This window comes from Bacillus solitudinis, from assembly GCF_002797395.1.
Taxonomy (GTDB): domain Bacteria; phylum Bacillota; class Bacilli; order Bacillales; family Bacillaceae_D; genus Halalkalibacter_A; species Halalkalibacter_A solitudinis.
On record NZ_KZ454943.1, the window covers coordinates 3631323 to 3647962 of the forward strand.

The 16640-nt window shown below is 36.6% G+C and carries 13 protein-coding genes and 1 pseudogene; 13 read left to right on the top strand and 1 reads right to left on the bottom strand.

Features of this window, described 5'->3' with window-relative positions; all coding sequences use genetic code 11:
* The first annotated feature begins 13 nt into the window (after nucleotides 1-13).
* The 6 genes and pseudogenes from CEF19_RS17870 to CEF19_RS17895 all read left to right on the top strand — a co-directional run bounded on the left by CEF19_RS17870 (nucleotide 14) and on the right by CEF19_RS17895 (nucleotide 4880).
* Nucleotides 14-985 carry an aldo/keto reductase gene (locus CEF19_RS17870; RefSeq protein ID WP_100407318.1) on the top strand — a complete coding sequence of 324 codons (972 nt, stop codon included), beginning with the start codon at nucleotides 14-16 and terminating at the stop codon, nucleotides 983-985.
* 25 nt (nucleotides 986-1010) lie between these two features.
* Nucleotides 1011-1846 (top strand): annotated as a pseudogene (locus tag CEF19_RS17875) (aldo/keto reductase).
* Between the two features lie 323 nt (nucleotides 1847-2169).
* Nucleotides 2170-2565 (top strand): VOC family protein, encoded by a 396-nt coding sequence (locus tag CEF19_RS17880; protein WP_100407319.1) that lies wholly within the window; start codon nucleotides 2170-2172, stop codon nucleotides 2563-2565.
* Entirely contained in the window at nucleotides 2558-2863 is a 306-nt protein-coding gene (locus CEF19_RS17885) for a Dabb family protein (RefSeq protein ID WP_157800997.1), read from the top strand. Before CEF19_RS17880 ends, CEF19_RS17885 begins: the two co-directional genes overlap by 8 nt.
* Nucleotides 2864-2952: 89 nt before the next feature.
* Nucleotides 2953-3744, top strand: a complete 792-nt coding sequence (locus tag CEF19_RS17890; RefSeq protein ID WP_100407321.1) for an SDR family oxidoreductase — start codon at nucleotides 2953-2955, stop codon at nucleotides 3742-3744.
* An 80-nt stretch (nucleotides 3745-3824) separates the two neighbouring features.
* A complete protein-coding gene (locus CEF19_RS17895) occupies nucleotides 3825-4880 on the top strand; it encodes a DUF3900 domain-containing protein (protein WP_100407322.1) in 1056 nt (351 codons plus the stop codon).
* 482 nt (nucleotides 4881-5362) lie between these two features.
* Here the strand turns inward: CEF19_RS17895 and CEF19_RS17900 are convergent, their stop codons facing one another.
* On the bottom strand, nucleotides 5363-6025 hold the full coding sequence (locus CEF19_RS17900; protein WP_227522022.1) for a YesL family protein: 663 nt from the start codon (nucleotides 6023-6025) through the stop codon (nucleotides 5363-5365).
* A 282-nt stretch (nucleotides 6026-6307) separates the two neighbouring features.
* Here CEF19_RS17900 and CEF19_RS17905 point away from each other — a divergent pair, with 282 nt between their 5' ends.
* The 7 genes from CEF19_RS17905 to CEF19_RS17935 all read left to right on the top strand — a co-directional run bounded on the left by CEF19_RS17905 (nucleotide 6308) and on the right by CEF19_RS17935 (nucleotide 16466).
* Nucleotides 6308-8044 carry a hypothetical protein gene (locus tag CEF19_RS17905; protein ID WP_100407323.1) on the top strand — a complete coding sequence of 579 codons (1737 nt, stop codon included), beginning with the start codon at nucleotides 6308-6310 and terminating at the stop codon, nucleotides 8042-8044.
* Between the two features lie 115 nt (nucleotides 8045-8159).
* On the top strand, nucleotides 8160-9128 hold the full coding sequence (locus tag CEF19_RS17910; protein WP_100407324.1) for an ABC transporter permease: 969 nt from the start codon (nucleotides 8160-8162) through the stop codon (nucleotides 9126-9128).
* 25 nt (nucleotides 9129-9153) lie between these two features.
* Nucleotides 9154-10026 carry a carbohydrate ABC transporter permease gene (locus CEF19_RS17915; RefSeq protein ID WP_100407325.1) on the top strand — a complete coding sequence of 291 codons (873 nt, stop codon included), beginning with the start codon at nucleotides 9154-9156 and terminating at the stop codon, nucleotides 10024-10026.
* A 99-nt stretch (nucleotides 10027-10125) separates the two neighbouring features.
* The gene (locus CEF19_RS17920) at nucleotides 10126-11757 is read left to right on the top strand and encodes an extracellular solute-binding protein (RefSeq protein ID WP_100407326.1); all 1632 of its coding nucleotides are present in this window, start codon (nucleotides 10126-10128) and stop codon (nucleotides 11755-11757) included.
* A 73-nt stretch (nucleotides 11758-11830) separates the two neighbouring features.
* Nucleotides 11831-12769, top strand: coding sequence for a sugar phosphate isomerase/epimerase family protein (locus tag CEF19_RS17925; protein WP_100407327.1), 939 nt, complete (start codon nucleotides 11831-11833; stop codon nucleotides 12767-12769).
* A 238-nt stretch (nucleotides 12770-13007) separates the two neighbouring features.
* Nucleotides 13008-15323, top strand: coding sequence for an AraC family transcriptional regulator (locus CEF19_RS17930; protein ID WP_100407328.1), 2316 nt, complete (start codon nucleotides 13008-13010; stop codon nucleotides 15321-15323).
* 39 nt (nucleotides 15324-15362) lie between these two features.
* Complete coding sequence (locus CEF19_RS17935) at nucleotides 15363-16466, top strand: glycoside hydrolase family 88/105 protein (protein ID WP_100407329.1); 1104 nt, start codon at nucleotides 15363-15365, stop codon at nucleotides 16464-16466.
* The last annotated feature ends 174 nt before the right edge of the window (nucleotides 16467-16640 follow it).

Here is a 16640-nt window from a genome sequence, read left to right on the forward strand (position 1 = left end):
AAGGAGGCTTAATATGAACAAGCGTTCACTTGGGAAAACGAAACTAGAGCTTTCTGAAATTGGTTATGGTGCTTGGGGCATCGGAAAATCAAACTGGATTGGAGCTAATGATAAGGAATCATTAACAGCTTTACATACGGCGGTTGATTTAGGATTGAATTTTATTGATACGGCACTAGCTTATGGGGAGGGACATAGTGAACGACTAATTGGAAGCGTTTTAAAGGAACGTTCGGAGACTATTCATGTGGCAACGAAAATTCCTCCTAAAAATCTTCAATGGCCAGCGCGTGAGGGTGTTAAGGTAGAAGATACATACCCTGCTGAACATATTATTTCGTCGACTGAATTAAGTCTAAAAAACCTAGGAGTGGATACAATTGACCTTCAGCAATTCCATGTATGGTCAGATGAATGGGTCAATCAAGGGGAATGGCTAGAGGCTATAGCTTTATTGAAAAGACAGGGGAAGATTAAGTATTTTGGTATTTCGGTAAATGACCATCAACCGGAAAATGCACTTAAATTAATTGAGTCAGGTCTCGTGGATAGCGTACAAGTGATTTATAATATTTTCGAACAACGTCCTGCAGACAAGCTTTTCCCTTTATGTCAAAAGCATAATGTGGGTGTAATTGTTCGTGTTGCTTTAGATGAAGGAGGGCTAACCGGTCAAATCACGTCTGAAACAAATTTTGCAGATGGAGATTTTAGAAATAATTATTTTAAAGGTGATCGTAAGCTTGAATTAGCTAAACGAATCGAAAATATCACCTCAGACTTAAACATTCGTATGGAGGATATGCCAGAAACGGCTTTAAGGTTTGTATTAAGTCACCCCGCTGTTTCAACTGTCATTCCAGGAATGCGTTCGATTCGAAACGTAAAAAGCAATTGTCAAATTGGTGATGGTAAAGGACTTTCAGCCGAATATGTGGAAAAGTTAAAAGAGCATCGTTGGATACGTAATTTCTATTTACCTTAAATAAAAAAATTAGGAGTGAGACATAATGGGTGATTTAACAAACTGTGTAACACTAAACAATGGAGTGACTATGCCGAGAGTAGGACTTGGGGTATTCCAGGTTGAAGAAGGCGAAGCAGTTGTGGCTTCAGTTAAAGCTGCTCTAGAATTTGGCTATCGAAGCATTGATACAGCTGCGATATATGGGAATGAAGAAGGAGTAGGTCAAGCAATTGCAGAATCGGGGATTCCACGAGAGGATCTTTTCATAACAACAAAACTGTGGAATTCTGAGCAAGGTTATGATACTACATTAGCTGCATTTGAAGAGAGTATGAAGAAATTAGGTTTAGAATATCTTGATTTATATTTGATTCATTGGCCAGTCCCTAGTAAAAATGAATATAAGAATACATGGAAGGCATTTGAGAAGCTTTATAATGATGGAAAAATTCGGGCGATTGGGGTAAGTAATTTTAAAATCCATCACCTTGAGGACCTAATGAGCGATTGTGAAATTAAGCCGATGGTTAATCAAGTTGAGTACCATCCACGTTTAACACAAAAAGAGCTTCATGCATTCTGTAAAGAGAATCAAATTCAGTTAGAAGCATGGTCGCCATTAATGCAGGGGGGCTTCTCGAGGATCCGACGCTAGTTGAAATCGCTAAAAAGTACAATAAATCAACAGCCCAAGTTATTTTGCGTTGGGATTATCAAAATGAGGTTGTCACGATTCCTAAATCGGTTAAAGCGCATCGTATTGCTGAAAATGCAGATATCTTTGACTTCACCTTAACAGAAAATGACATCGAACAAATTGATGCCTTGAATCAAGATAAACGGATTGGTCCAGATCCAGATGAATTTAATCGTGCATAATAGTATGAAAATGGTCAGAAAAAGCCCTGAACATTTTGAAGGCCACTGAAAAAGGTATGATTTTCACCTTTTTTCAATGGCCTTTAAGCAATGAGTACAGACGTCGCCTTCTTTTAAGTCCGTTATGAGCGGGTTTCTCATAGCGGGCGCGCGACGATCGGAGCCATTGCTGCTTCCTCGAATCTGCTAAAAGGGACTTTTTCAGCGGCCTTCCATTTTGTTCCTTCTGAATAAGGTAGGGAACGGTTGTACTAATTGGGATAAAGTGGTAAAAATGAAAGAATGGTAAAATTAAAATTTAATTTTTAAAAGGATGTGAAAGAATGGCTGTGCAAAAAATTGAACATGTTGGCATTATGGTGGCAGATATTGAAACGTCAATTGCTTTTTACAAAGACGTTATTGGATTAGATGTTTTCGATAGACTAGATTTGGAGAACGGGGTTACTCTTGGCTTTTTAGGATTTGCGAACGCACAAGAAACGGTGGTTGAGTTAGTTGGAATAAAGGATGGATCGTTTGCTGAGGAAGGGCGAGTCCATCATATTGCTTTCACGGTAGAGGACATAGAAACTGAAATTGAACGACTAAAGGAACTAAATGTGACGTTTGTTAATGAAAGCATCAGTACTCTTCCGAATGGTTCAAATTATATTTTCTTCTATGGACCTGATCAAGAACGAATTGAGTTCTTTGAGCCAGGTAAAAAAGATGATTGAACATATTGTATGCTTTCAATTTAAAGAGGTGGTATCTGAAAAAAGCCAATTTGAAATAGTAGAAACCCTATTAGCTTTTGAGAATTCAATACCAGGCATTGTTAATTTATCCGCAGGTGTCAATGTGACTGAAGAAGTTAATTTTCATCATGGTTATTCAATCGGATTAAGGGTAACATTTGAGAACGAAGATGCACTTCGTGACTACCAAACTCATCCGATCCATCAACAATTTGTTAATCGGATTAAAGAGGATATCCAGAACATAGTCGTTGTTGATTATCCAATTCATTCATGAACTTCAGGGAGACCTGAAGTTTTTTTTTGAGTAAAACCGGGTATTCCAGTTAAACTAAGCCTAAATTATTCTTCATGAAAGGAATAACTATGAATAAATCAAAACCGTTAGAAGGAAAAGTTGCCGTTGTTACAGGGGCTGGTTCTGGAATGGGACAAGCAACTGCCATTCGACTGGCCGGAGAAGGGGCTAAGATCAGTCTACTTGATGTAAATAAAGACAATATCCAAGAAACAAAGAGAGTGGTTGAAACGAGTGGTGGGGAAGCGTTGGTGCTAGGATGTGATATTTCTATAGCAAAACAAGTTCAACTCGCAATAAACGAGACGGTATCGCACTGGGGACAGATAGATATTTTATTCGCTAATGCTGGAATTGCTGGTGAGATGTCTCCTATTGAATCCTTGAAAGTCGAAGATTGGGACAAAACGCTTTCAATAAACTTAAAAGGTACATTTTTAACTGTAAAATATGTTATCCCTTATATGAAAAAAGAGGGTGGGAGTATTATTATTACAAGCTCAGTTAGTGGAAATAGAATGTTTTCTCAAGCTGGCTTTACGGCTTATAGCACAACAAAAGCAGGGCAAATTGCATTTATGAAAATGGCAGCTTTGGAATTAGCACGATACAGCATTCGAGTAAATGCCATCTGTCCAGGGGCAATAGAAACCAATATTGGAGAATCACTTCATTTTTCTCCAAATGTAAAAGAGGTGGAAATTCCAGTGCGTTTTCCTGAGGGAGAACAGCCTCTAGAACATGGACCTGGAACAAAGCATCAAATTGCTGATTTAGTAAGTTTTCTCTCAAGTGATGCTTCGTCACATATAACAGGGACCGAAATTTACATCGACGGAGCAGAATCATTATTACACTAATTCAATTGAAAGTTCACTTTTGCTCTATCAGTGATATACTAGGAAAGTTAGAAAGAACTAGATAATAAAAGGTGAGATACATGGACTTTTCAATTGAGTTTTTATCATTTTATGTAGTGTCTGTCGAAGGACAAGGAGAACACACGGATAAACGATTTACGCATTTTCAAACGTTAGACGAACAGACGTATACAGATAGCGCTTTGAAGTCATTTTTAGATGGCGAATTAATGAAAGTAGCCAAACGTAAGGTAGAACGAAATCCTAAATCTGAGCAAGTTCCAACAAAAATCGGAAGATTTATGGTTGAGCCCGGTCAGGAACTTAAGTCAAATCCAAACTATAATCTTTTCGACCGAATCCGTAAAGCGACTGTGACGGAAGAGTTTAGGAAAAGTAGTGAGGAATTAGTAAGAGCTTATATTGATACAAGTGCTGTTAGGGGAGGGGTGTTACTCGTTGTTCGGGCGAAGTTAACACAATACATGGATGATAAGTTTGTTTTTGTGTTGAAATGCGATTTCGAACAAAAGGTAGCCTCGATTTCTGATGAAAAAACACTCATTCACAATATTGAAATGGCAATTACGACCCGTAATATGAAATCAATTCAATATCCCTACATGCCGGAAGAAGGCATGGTCGAAGAATGGGAGCTCAAACTCCATCAATCCTCCCATGCTCGCTATTTCGAAGACTTCCTAAAATTCGTCGAATACCACCAATCGATGCCCGAAATCATGCGAACCCAAGTGGTGCAGTTTGCCCAACAACACATCGCTGAGACGTACCAAGAGGAGAGTCCCGAGCGAGCGAAGGAAGAAGAGTATATAGAAGCTTGGGCAAATACGCCTAAACGTGAACTGCAGGAGAAATGGACACCAGAGCAGGTGGTCGAAGCATCGGCACATCTTGTCGAGCAAGCCCCGGAGATTAGTCTCAGCTTGAAATTAGATGAGGTGCAAGTAAAGGGACTGCTTTCTGATTTCGGCGAAAACATTCACATTGCAAAGGTGAATGGGAAGTATGTATTGCTTGTGGAAGGCTTTAGTTTGAACTTCGAGAAAGGGCATTCTCCTGTCGAGTTTTTGAAGCCTGAGAGCTTGGAAGAAGTGTTGAGGAAGGTTGGGAGGTAAAGTTGTTGGGGAGTTTAAGCGACAACATAGATGATTTGTGACCAAATGTGTGGCACAAAACAAAGCTCAAGTGCCTGTAAAATAAGGTTTCCTTTAAACTATTGTGACCAACACCTGTAATTATTACAGGTGTTTCTCGCTGTCTGTTGGGGTTTTTTGACAATTTTGGAACACGAACTTTATTTAGATCGAATAGAGCACAGCTAGTCCTGCAAGTTGACCTGAATATCAAAAGGTCTTTAGAAAATACTATCTAAAAAGGTGGCTTTTAAGATTAAATATAAAGTATAGACTACTTCCTTTCTAACGAAGTAGTCTTTTTATGTTGTTAAGATTTCCTTTTCAAGACTTTTTAGATGATAGAGTAGTGAAGTAGTAAATCTTGAAGACATTAATTATAATCAAATTAATGAGATCCATAAGGGTATATTCTTGCCATGACTTTATGTTCATATCGCAAATTTTTCCACGTGGGCCTGTTGTTAAGAGATAGGATCCGATTCTACGTTTGATTTTCGATCATCCATTAAGTCTTTTTCGAGTTTGCGAAATGATTGAAGGGCAGACCACATTAATACATAAGAGAGTAGGCTCCCTCCGAAAAATGGAATGAGTCCAGGAATGTACATCATCACAACATATATTGTAGTAATGCCTATAATCATCAGAAATAACGACAATGGATTAGAAATACTAAGGAAGAACGCATTTTTAATAATTTGTAAAATTGATAAGTTATAGTGAACAAATACAGGATAGGCAAAGAGAAGAGTGATAAGAAAAAGAAAGAATAGAAAAATGGCAATATAGGAAAATACTAATGAAAACGTAGTCGTTCCGGATTGGAAAAATCGTAAATCAATGAATAGGACAAGACCAATAAGTAACAGTGCTCCTCCTAATAAATTACTTTTTAAGAACTCCGTTTTATACGTTGTCCAAAATGTTTTGAAAACAGGAATGTCTGTTTCCCCTTGCACCCATTTCCTCATTAACGTAAACATTGCAACAGTTGCAGGACTAAAACCAAACAAAATCGCCCCAAATAGTGAAAATGTAATCCATAAGAGGTTTACATAAGCTAACCTAGTAATCCATTCGCAAAGTCGATAAAGCTTACTTAAATAAATACCTCCGTTTCCCACTTAAACTCCTCCTTCCATAATAACGGTATTATTTATGTAATTATAAGTTAGGCAAACAAAGCGTTCAATAAAAAAAAGTGTACACGAACGTAAAGTGTAATTTTTGATAGTCAAAATCCCTTTTTTAAAAGTGATGATAAAGATTGATAGCGCTTATACAGGAATTTTTATAGGATTGTGAATTTGTTTTATTGTTAGATTCCAAGAACCGTATTATGGTTATGGAAACTCCTTCATTCATTTAGTCATAAATGTTCAAGGAACAGTACAAGGGAGGTAACTATGTACGAAAAAGTGGTTGAAATCAACGATTCCTTTTCAGCTAAGATGTTCGAACACCAGTCGCAAGATAATAAAAGCAAATATTATGGAGGCATTATTGACCCAATTATGGGGGTTGCAAGACCAAGTCATGGTAATACCCCAAGAGTTATCGCTGCCTGGGTCGCCTCAATTGTTAACCCGGACTCCAACTACTTCCATAATAAAGAGTTAGTAAAAAGGTTAAGTGGAGCCACGGATTATATGCTGAATAACCAGCATTCAGATGGAACCATTTCATTAGGAGCAACGAATTACCATTCGCCTCCGGACACTGGCTTCGTTGTAGTAGGGTTGTCTCAAGTCTACCAAGTCTTAAATATGCACGAATGGGAGCAACTAAAAGATATTAGAGAAAATATAAGGTTGTTTCTCAAACGCTCAATTCCCGCCTTACTTACGGGAGGGGGCCATACACCAAATCATCGCTGGGTCATAACTGCTGCTTTATCGTTTTTATATCGAATCTTCTCTAATGAAGAATTGCTTATAAGGGCAGAGCAATGGTTGGCTGAGGGACTGGACTACACAGCGGACGGAGAGTGGACGGAGCGAAGTAATGGAATTTATAACGCGGTAAGTAACCTAATGCTTTATCATGCCGCAAGAAACTTAGAACGTCCTGAATTACTGGAACCTATACGGAAAAACCTTGATTTAATGCAATATCTTGTTCATCCATCAGGGGAAGTCGTAACAGATTATTCGGGGAGACAGGATTTTGGGACAACGGCAAACTTGTCAAATTACTATTTAATATACCGGTTAATGGCTCATTGCGATAAAAACCGAACCTTTGCTTATATGGCAGACCTTGCTTTAGAAAAGCTAGTTGAGCCTAGCAGCGTTGATAACAATGCGATGATTGGTCATCTACTATTTCCGTTAATAAGGGAAGAGACGATCGAGAGAAAAAAAATTCCGAATGAATATGTGAAAATTATCAATGAAACACACCCACGGGACACTTATTTACAAAAGCTAGAAAACACTCAGTCCCATATGAACATATTACACAGCTCGCCACACCTTGCCTTTGGTTCACCAATTGTTCGATACAAAAAGGAAAATACGAGTGCGACGATCATGACAAACACACCATCAATTTTATCCTTGCGTCATGGAAGTGTAAGGCTGTTAGGAACAAAGATTACAACAGCATTTTCACCTGGCGTTGTCGACTTTGATGAATTTAAAGAAATCCAAGGAGGCTACCGTTTAAAAAAGATTTTAGAAAAGGGCTACCATGGTCCAGTTCCATCTGAATATTTATCTCAATTAGAGAAAGTCGAGGAGAACATAACCCCTTGGTATTTATTACCGCACCACCATCGACCGATTACCCATTTGCAAAAACATCTGTTAACGGTGGATATTTTCCCAGGCGAACGTTCATGGGATATTCATTTAACTTCAGATAAACATGAGGAAATATTTACACAGGTTACATTTATTTTTGGTAAAGAAGGGCAATTTTCAGGTGAACATTTAAAAGCTGGAAGTAACCCTGACCAATTCTTTCTGACAAGAGGTACTTTTAAATATAGCGCAGGTAACGATTCAATAACAATTTCAAATGGAGCGTATGAACATTGGATTGAGGTCCTTAACAAAGATCATCATTCTCCTGATTGTAAACACGTATCGGTGAATCTTATGACGCCTATCGATACGACTTTCAAACTAACACTAAATTAGAAGTATAAAAATTTACACATTTAGTCAATAGTGAATTATTTTTATTGTGATTATAACCTGATCTTTGTATCGTTCTTGGTAAGCGGTTTCATAAGATCAAAGGGAGGTAAGAAAGATGAAGCTAGAGTATGAAAAAGGCAAGACCGTAAGAAGCTCTTTTGCCGAAAAATTCAAAAAAACTGAGTACTATAAATATTGGCGGTACAAATATTTAACTATTTTATTCTTACCTGCTATTCTCTATTTTGCTATCTTCCAGTATGGTCCGATGTATGGTTTGCAAATCGCATTTAAAGATTACAAATTTATGGACGGAATTGTTGGAAGTGCTTGGGTTGGATTGGAGCATTTTCGATATATGTTCCAGTTAGATAGCTTCTGGGAGGTATTTCGTAATACCATTCTGATTAGTTTGTATAAATTTGGTTTTGGGTTTCCTGCACCCATTATTTTTGCTTTATTACTTAACGAACTTAGGCATGTCCTTTTTAAAAGAGTGGTACAAACGGTGTCCTATTTTCCTCACTTTGTATCATGGGTTATTCTTGCTGGGATTTTCACGCAATTTTTATCCCCGTCCATTGGCCCTATTAACATTATCATAAAAGCGATTGGTTTTGAGCCGATTTATTTTTTAGCTGATCCAAGCTGGTTTAGATCGTTGTTAGTCTCCACTGATATATGGAAGGATTTAGGCTGGGGAACGATTATTTACTTGGCAGCATTAGCCGGCATTAACCCAGAGTTATATGAATCAGCAAGAGTAGATGGAGCAAATCGGTTCCAAAGAGTGATGACGATTACGTTACCTTCCATGTATCCAGTTATTACAATTATGGCAATTCTCTCGATTGGTAAATTAATAATGGACGACTTTGATCAAGTGTTCAACTTATATAACCCAGCAGTATATAGCGTTGGGGATGTTGCAAGTACGTACATGTACCGTCAAGGTCTTGTAAATTTACAATACAGTTTCGCGACAGCAGTTGGATTATTTAAAAACATCATTTCGTTAGTAATGGTTATTATGGCCAATATAATTGCCCGTAAAATTAGTGGAAATGAAAACAGTCTTTGGTAATCGATAAGAAAGGGAGGTTTCCATCATGAAGGAACGATCTGTCTCAGGATTTATCTTTGATTCATTTAATGTCATTTTTATGATTGTACTATGTGTGACAACGATATACCCGTTTCTATATTTACTCACGATGTCATTAAGTCCAGCTGATGTATCGTTTAGTCAAATACGAATCATTCCTGAAAAAATTTCATTCGTAAACTATGAACAAGTACTAGGTTATGACCAGGTGTTAATAGGTTTCTGGAATTCATTGAAACGAACCGTTTTAGGAACATTTTTAAATGTGGCTGTTACAATTGCAGCGGCTTACGTCTTAGCAAAAAAGTATTTTCCACACCGAAGTTTTTGGACAAAGTTTATCGTCTTTACGATGTTTTTCTCAGGGGGGATGATTCCGTCTTATTTACTCGTCCGTGATTTAGGACTAATGAACACGTCTTGGGCTTTAATCTTACCTGTTTTAGTAAACCCTTTTCAGTTAATTATAGCAAGAAACTTTATACAGTCGCTACCGATTGAATTGGAGGAGTCTGCCAAAATTGATGGAGCCAATGACATTTATATTTTATGGAAAGTCATCATCCCTTTGTCTATGCCCATAATAGCTACGTTAGGTCTCTGGAATGCTGTTTTCCATTGGAACTCTTGGTTTGATAGTTTAATTTATATGACAGATACAAATAAAGAAGTGCTTCAAATGGTCATGAGAAGAATCGTTCTTGATGGACAAATGCAAGTGATGTCGAACGTTCTACCTGAGGACCAAAACAAGCTTAATACTGAAACCATTAAAGCTGCCACGATTATGGTCACGACGATACCAATTATCTTAATCTATCCATTTTTACAAAAGTACTTTATGAAAGGAATGCTGTTAGGTTCAGTAAAAGGATAGGAGACACGTTTTCATTGAAGGGGGGGATGCTTCTTTTTAAAAAAGGCTTGTAAATGTCTTTCATCTGAAGTTCAATAATGATAATAAGGGGGATTAGTAATGACTAAAAGATTAAGCGTTTACATCGTTGCTTTACTCGTAATTTTATCTTTATTAATGGTTGCATGTAATAAAACTGATGAGGTTGTAGGTGACACTGATTCAAACGGTGATGCTCCTGCTGTTGATGAGAATTCGATTGAGCGGTTTGCACCGATTGAAGGAAAGGAATATGAACTGGCTTGGGCACCGTACATCACAGATCCAATTAGTCCTGAAGGCAGAGTCGTTCAACATTATCAAGATAAATTCAATGTAAAATTTGATATGTGGAATTTAGACCACCAAAACATTCATGAAGTATTAAATTTGAAATTTGCAGCCGGTGAAATACCTGATTACATGGCTGACGGGGTTACCATTAATAATTTACCACTACTAGTAGACCAAGGAGTATTACTAGGTTTTGATGAAGAGGTAATTAAAGAATATATGCCTAATGTTTATGAAAAAGCGACAGAACTTGAGCCAAACTGGTTAAATTACGCGAAAGTGGGCGACAAGATTTACGGTCTTCCGGAAATGAGAGATGTTTATAAGTATCGGACAACGATCGTATGGCGTGGTGATTGGTTGGAAAATGTAGGAATCACAAAAACTCCTGAAACGTTAGAAGAGTTTGAAGAAGCATTGTACAAAATTGCTCACGAAGATCCTGATGGAAATGGAAAAAAAGATACGTATGGATTATCCCTTAGTGGAATTCCAGCCATATTTGGTGCTTTTGGTTATGTTACTGGTTACGGGGCACATGATTGGCAAGATTGGTTCTGGCAAGAAAGGGATGGCAAACTTGTGAATGGTTCTGTCCAGCCTGAAATCAAAGAAGCTTTAGCACTTCTAAACAAGTGGTATAAAGATGGTGTACTTGATCCTGAATTTATTACTGGAGAAAACATGGGTGGGTATTGGGCAGATTCCCATGCTTTCATTAATGGGAAAATTGGATTTACAGGGCATGGGCAATACTACCATTGGACTGGTCCATTAACGGATCATCCTGAAGATAAAGGTGGCTCAAATTACGCTGAACTGTTAAAGGTGAATCCTGAAGCAGCCAAATCTCTCGTTCATGGACCACCGCCAGTCGGGCCAAATGGTGAACAAGCATTATATGCTCCAAATATGATTGCTGGTAAAATTATTGCTTTTGGAGCACCATTAGAGCAAGAACCAGATAAATTTGGAAAAATACTACAAATTCTAGATGAAACCTCAGGGACAACGAAAGAAAATTATGTCGAGGCTTTATGGGGTATTGAAGGGGAAATGTGGACAGAGAAAGGTCCAGGTCAACGAGTTCCTACACCTGAATATGAGGATGTTAAGGATTCTGGTGCAAGTAAATTTGCCATTGATTTTGCACTTTGGGACGTAAGCGAATTAGGAAATGAATGGGCAGCCGAACATGATTATGATGTTGGAGCCGTTCGGAACCAATTAGTCACAGCTCTTCCTTCTGAGTCTAAATATAGAGCTGAATTAACGAAAATTAGAAATGAAGCCTATATTTCCATAATTACCGGTGATAAGCCAGTGGATTATTTTGATGAATTCGTCGAGAAATGGAACAGTTTAGGTGGAGAGCAAGTAACAGATGAGGCAAACGAATGGTATAGCACCATTAATTAAGTAAATACAAATAGAGAGCTTGAGATTTTCTTAATCTCAGGCTCTCTTTACTCAAAAGGAGGAGATAACCTTGATGAATAAAGAGGAGTTTTCCTTTTCCACATGTTGGAACATTAAAAGGCACACAAGTGGCAGGGAAATGATTATGGAAATCAAACAGCTTGGCTTTTCTCAAGTTGAATTAAACTACCATGTGACAAAGGAAATGCTAGCATCGATTTTGCCTATGGTTGAAAGCGAAGAGATTCAAATTTCAAGTGTTCATCATGTCTTCCCATTTTATGATGACAAAGAGTTTGACCCAGATTCTGTTATGTTAGGGTTTGAAAACGAAGTAAAAAGAAAAAAGGCCGTCAGATTACTTAAGGAGACAATAGACCATGCTGTGCAGTTAGGAGCAAAAGGCGTCGTCGTTCACCCAGGAGAAGTACCGTTTTCTTATAATATTGACAAGACCCTAAAAGAAATCTATCAATCGAAAGGAAGGAACTCGGTAGAATATCAACAATTGTGGTCTGAGATGATCAAAAAAAGAGAGCATGAAAGCAAATTTTACGTAAAGAGGATACAAGAAAGTTTGGAAGAAGTTTGTGAATATATCGCTCGTAAGCAGTATAACGTGGGGATTGGGTTAGAAACACGCTCAAGATGCTATCAAATTCCTACTCTTTTGGAAGCGAATCAAATGATTAGCAAGCTAAAAGGCGCTCCTGTTTATCTTTGGTATGATATTGGTCACGCGATGATGATGGATCGAATGGGGTTATACGATAATTTACAAGACTTAAAGCTAGTCAAAGACAAAATTTTAGGAGTACATATCCATGAAACCATTGAACTCTCGGATCATTGGTGCCCGTACATCCATAGCCAAAGTCAGACCTTCGATTCTTTTATTAACATTATTCAAGCAGCGCCTATAAAAGTTTACGAGTTAAAATCAGTGTGTACTCCTTTAGAAATTGACAAATCCCATAAGATAATTCGAGAAAAAATGATTAATTGTACTTGAGTAAGGCTATCAATATGCCCAATCTACCTCGACATATGGCAACTAGATAGATAATGTATTATAATGAAAATGGAAGTTAATAGAAAGCGCAGAACTTGTTACTAACCTATAAAAGATAACGAATTAGAGGGAGAGCAAAAGGTGAATTTTGCTTTATGAATAAACTCTATTAAAATTTTCCGTAAAAAAGAAAGCGTTTCCAATGTAAGTAGGCCGGGGCTTTGGAGGAGGTATACATATGAAATGGTATAAAAGGTTTAATACAGTATTTTACAAACTAATTTTCACATATGTATTATTAATAATTATTTCAATTACCTTAATGGGAATTAGTTCATATGCTTACTTTTCCTCTAGTTTTAATAGTGAAATCGAGAATGTGAATGAAAGAATGCTTGGATATTTAAGAAATACTCTTGATGAGAATGTCTTTAAGAAAACTGAGAGAATTTACTTGGAATTATTTGTTCCTAATTATAGAAATGATGAATTATTTTTACTATTTGATGAATCACTTAACGGTAATCACATGAAAATTCACAATATTTATACCTATCTACAAAATGTCGTGTCAGTCAATTCAAGTCTCTTGGAATCAATCGATGTCTATTATTCAAAGAACGATATGATAATCTCCTCTCATAGTGGCCTTACGTATTTGAACGGAGAGAACGAATTTATCGGTTGGGTCAATATAATGAAACAATCAGAGGGGAATTTAATTTGGCTGACTAGTAATGACTCTTCCAATTCTCATGCAAATGCAGTTAGTCTAGTAGTAGGTTATCCACAAGGAGCAGCAGCAACCGATAAAAGTGGGTATGTCGCTATAAATATTAAGGCTAATGCCTTATCTTCTTTATTATCTGAATCCTCAGAACAACAATCAGGCGGACAAATCTTTATTATTGATGAAGATGGTATCGTTGCTAAAAGTAATAACAAGGAATTGAACTACGACTTAGGCAAGGACTTTATTAAAAAAACCTTTTTTTCAACTGAAGAGAGTCAGAGTTTTATTAAAGATATCGATGGGGTTAAATCAATGGTCTCGTATCATACAATAGGAACGACAAACTGGAAGCTTGTTAATATTACCCCTGTTGAGCAATTTTATAGTAAATCGCAAACAGTACAGCAGTCAATTATTATCATCGGAATTATTGCTGTGCTAATTGGTGTTGTTATTTCACATATTTTAACGATTAATATGTATAATCCAGTAAAAATACTACTAAATCGAACGAAAAGCTTATTTAGTGATACAACAGAACTGCAAACAACCGGAAAAAACGAATATCATCTTATAGATAATTTAATTGATAATTTATCAATTAAGGTTAAGGGATTAGAGAGTACCCTTCGTGAGAACATACCAATGATGAGGAATAAATTGGCCTTTGATTTACTCTATGGAAAGGTTAAAAGTAGGGAAGAGTTAAATGAGCGGCTCAATCTATTAAATATGAATATCGATTCAAAAGATTTTTTTACCGTTTTCTCTCTAACGTTAAATACAGAGGTTATGCAATCAATTAGTTTAGAAAATAGACAATTTATTGTCTACAACCTCATCTCACAAACAGAAAAAAAATTCAGTGAAGCAGGCTTGCTATGTTTGGCAATCGAATCTGCTGAGGACCATCAAATTGATGTCATAGTTGGAGCAAAGAAAAAGAATTCAAAAATTCTCTATGATAATATTAATCACCTTTCTTCCTATGCACACTCGAACTTTTCATTGGAGCTGTTGGCGACAATCGGACAATGGAAAGAGAGTCCATTACTAGTTGATGATTCTTTTAGAGAATTGAAGGCGTTAATGAAATATCAATATTTCTTCCCTGAAAATAAAATCCTTTCAAACGTCCGGCTTTTAAAAAGGGAACAAAGTAAAGAAAAAATAAATGACCAATTTCTAGACAACTTTAATAAAACATTGAGAACTAGGAATATTGAAAAAGTAAATGAGACCCTTTCAACAATATTATTTGAAATTAAAACAGGAAACTATGCAGCTGATTATTGTCACCAAATTTTATATGATTTGGTGTATAACTATTATAAGTTTATTAAGGAACTAAATTATAGTACACGTGAAATTCTAAATCAGCAAATCTATGATGTTTTTAATCAATTATCTACGATTGATGAGTATAAAAGCTGGCTTCTCAACGTTATTGAATCCTCCTATCATTATTTAGAAGAAGTAGATAAAGGAAAAAATAATGACATTATTGATAAAGTGAAGAATTATATTATCGAAAATTTGCCAGAGGATTTATCTTTAAATGCTGTCGCAGATGTCGTCCATTTAAGCCCGCGTTATTTAAGTAGAATCTTTAAGCAAAGTACCGGTGAAAATTTTGTTGATTTTGTAACAAAAGAACGGATGAAGGCGGCAAAGGAAATGGTTGTGGCTAGTGATCAAAATATAGAGAGTATTTCATTACAGTTCGGATATAACAACCCGGCCTATTTTACAAAGAAGTTTAAAGAAACATATGGAGTAACCCCATCCTTTTATAGAACGAATTATCAATCTATCAAGTAAGGATAATGATGGGAGATTAAAGCAATAGGAGTGGTATAATTGAAGGAGGAAGTTCGAAAAGCACTGTATAAAATAATAAACCAACTATTAAATTTAAAAAGACCAAACGATGAAACTGCACTTAAAGAGTTAGGGGAAGATGGGAAAAGCTTTGGATATTTCCCAAGAGACTTTGGAATGGAAGAATGGGATTGGCCTCAAGGTATAGGCTTATATGGTTTAAAGAAACTTAGTGGGGAACATGAATTTCCGGACTATAATGAATTTATCAAAAATTGGGCTAATGAGCAGATTAATCGTGAACTCCCGTTGAAAAATATAAATACGACTGCTCCATTATTAACTTTAATGGATTACGAGGATATGGAACAACTTTCCTTAGAATGGATGGAATGGATTTATAATGAATGCCCGAGGACAAAGGAAAAGGGTCTTCAGCATGTAACATCTGGTGAGTCAAAGTCAGAATTAAGTTACCATGACCAAGAAATTTGGATTGATACATTGTTTATGGTTGTATTGTTCACAGCTAAAATGGGTATTAAATACAATAAGGAAGATTGGAAAAATGAAGCTGCTTATCAGTTTACTCTTCATATGGACTATTTATTTAATGAAGATGATTTATTGTTGTATCATGGGTATGATTTTAAAAACGAGAATAACTTTAGTGAAGCTTATTGGTGTCGTGGCAATAGTTGGTTTACACTTGCTGTTCCTGAATACATTGAAATTCTCAAAAACGAAGTGTCATCTGATTCGTACCGTGCGATTGTAAATATGTATAAATTACAAGTAAATAAATTAGTTGAGTTACAATCTCAAAATGGTCTATGGCATACATTATTGGATGACGATGAAAGCTATACAGAAGTTTCTGGATCTGCTGCTATAACAGCAGGGATCTTAAAGGGGATTAGGTTAGGTTTATTGGATTCAAGCTATATCCAACCATGTAGAAAAGCGATCGCAGCTATCCTAAGAAATATCTCAGAGGACGGAACGGTTTTGAATGTTTCAGCAGGTACTGCTATCGGGAAGGAAAAGGAAGATTACAAGAAAATAGTCATTGCTCCTACTGCATATGGGCAAGCATTGGTAATGGTACTACTTGCTGAAGTTCTTAACCTCGAAGGTTTGTAAAGAGCAGTTTTGAGGGGGATAAATAATCGTACTTTAGCACTGTCATGTGGTGAGGAAATAAAAATGGGCTCAGAACTAATCTGAGTCCTTCATCGGTTTCATGACACATTTAAGTCAGACTACGTCGATGCAGAAGAACGCTTAGGTCCAATTATTACGGAAAAAATAAATTTG

Excerpts from the sequence above, each read along its gene's own strand:
- CEF19_RS17895 (WP_100407322.1), top strand. The coding sequence starts at position 3,825 with ATGGACTTTTCAATTGAGTTTTTATCATTTTATGTAGTGTCTGTCGAA.
- CEF19_RS17905 (WP_100407323.1), top strand. The coding sequence starts at position 6,308 with ATGTACGAAAAAGTGGTTGAAATCAACGATTCCTTTTCAGCTAAGATG.
- CEF19_RS17915 (WP_100407325.1), top strand. The coding sequence starts at position 9,154 with ATGAAGGAACGATCTGTCTCAGGATTTATCTTTGATTCATTTAATGTC.
- CEF19_RS17890 (WP_100407321.1), top strand. The coding sequence starts at position 2,953 with ATGAATAAATCAAAACCGTTAGAAGGAAAAGTTGCCGTTGTTACAGGG.
- CEF19_RS17880 (WP_100407319.1), top strand. The coding sequence starts at position 2,170 with ATGGCTGTGCAAAAAATTGAACATGTTGGCATTATGGTGGCAGATATT.
- CEF19_RS17930 (WP_100407328.1), top strand. The coding sequence starts at position 13,008 with ATGAAATGGTATAAAAGGTTTAATACAGTATTTTACAAACTAATTTTC.
- CEF19_RS17870 (WP_100407318.1), top strand. The coding sequence starts at position 14 with ATGAACAAGCGTTCACTTGGGAAAACGAAACTAGAGCTTTCTGAAATT.
- CEF19_RS17885 (WP_157800997.1), top strand. The coding sequence starts at position 2,558 with ATGATTGAACATATTGTATGCTTTCAATTTAAAGAGGTGGTATCTGAA.
- CEF19_RS17925 (WP_100407327.1), top strand. The coding sequence starts at position 11,831 with ATGAATAAAGAGGAGTTTTCCTTTTCCACATGTTGGAACATTAAAAGG.
- CEF19_RS17920 (WP_100407326.1), top strand. The coding sequence starts at position 10,126 with ATGACTAAAAGATTAAGCGTTTACATCGTTGCTTTACTCGTAATTTTA.
- CEF19_RS17910 (WP_100407324.1), top strand. The coding sequence starts at position 8,160 with ATGAAGCTAGAGTATGAAAAAGGCAAGACCGTAAGAAGCTCTTTTGCC.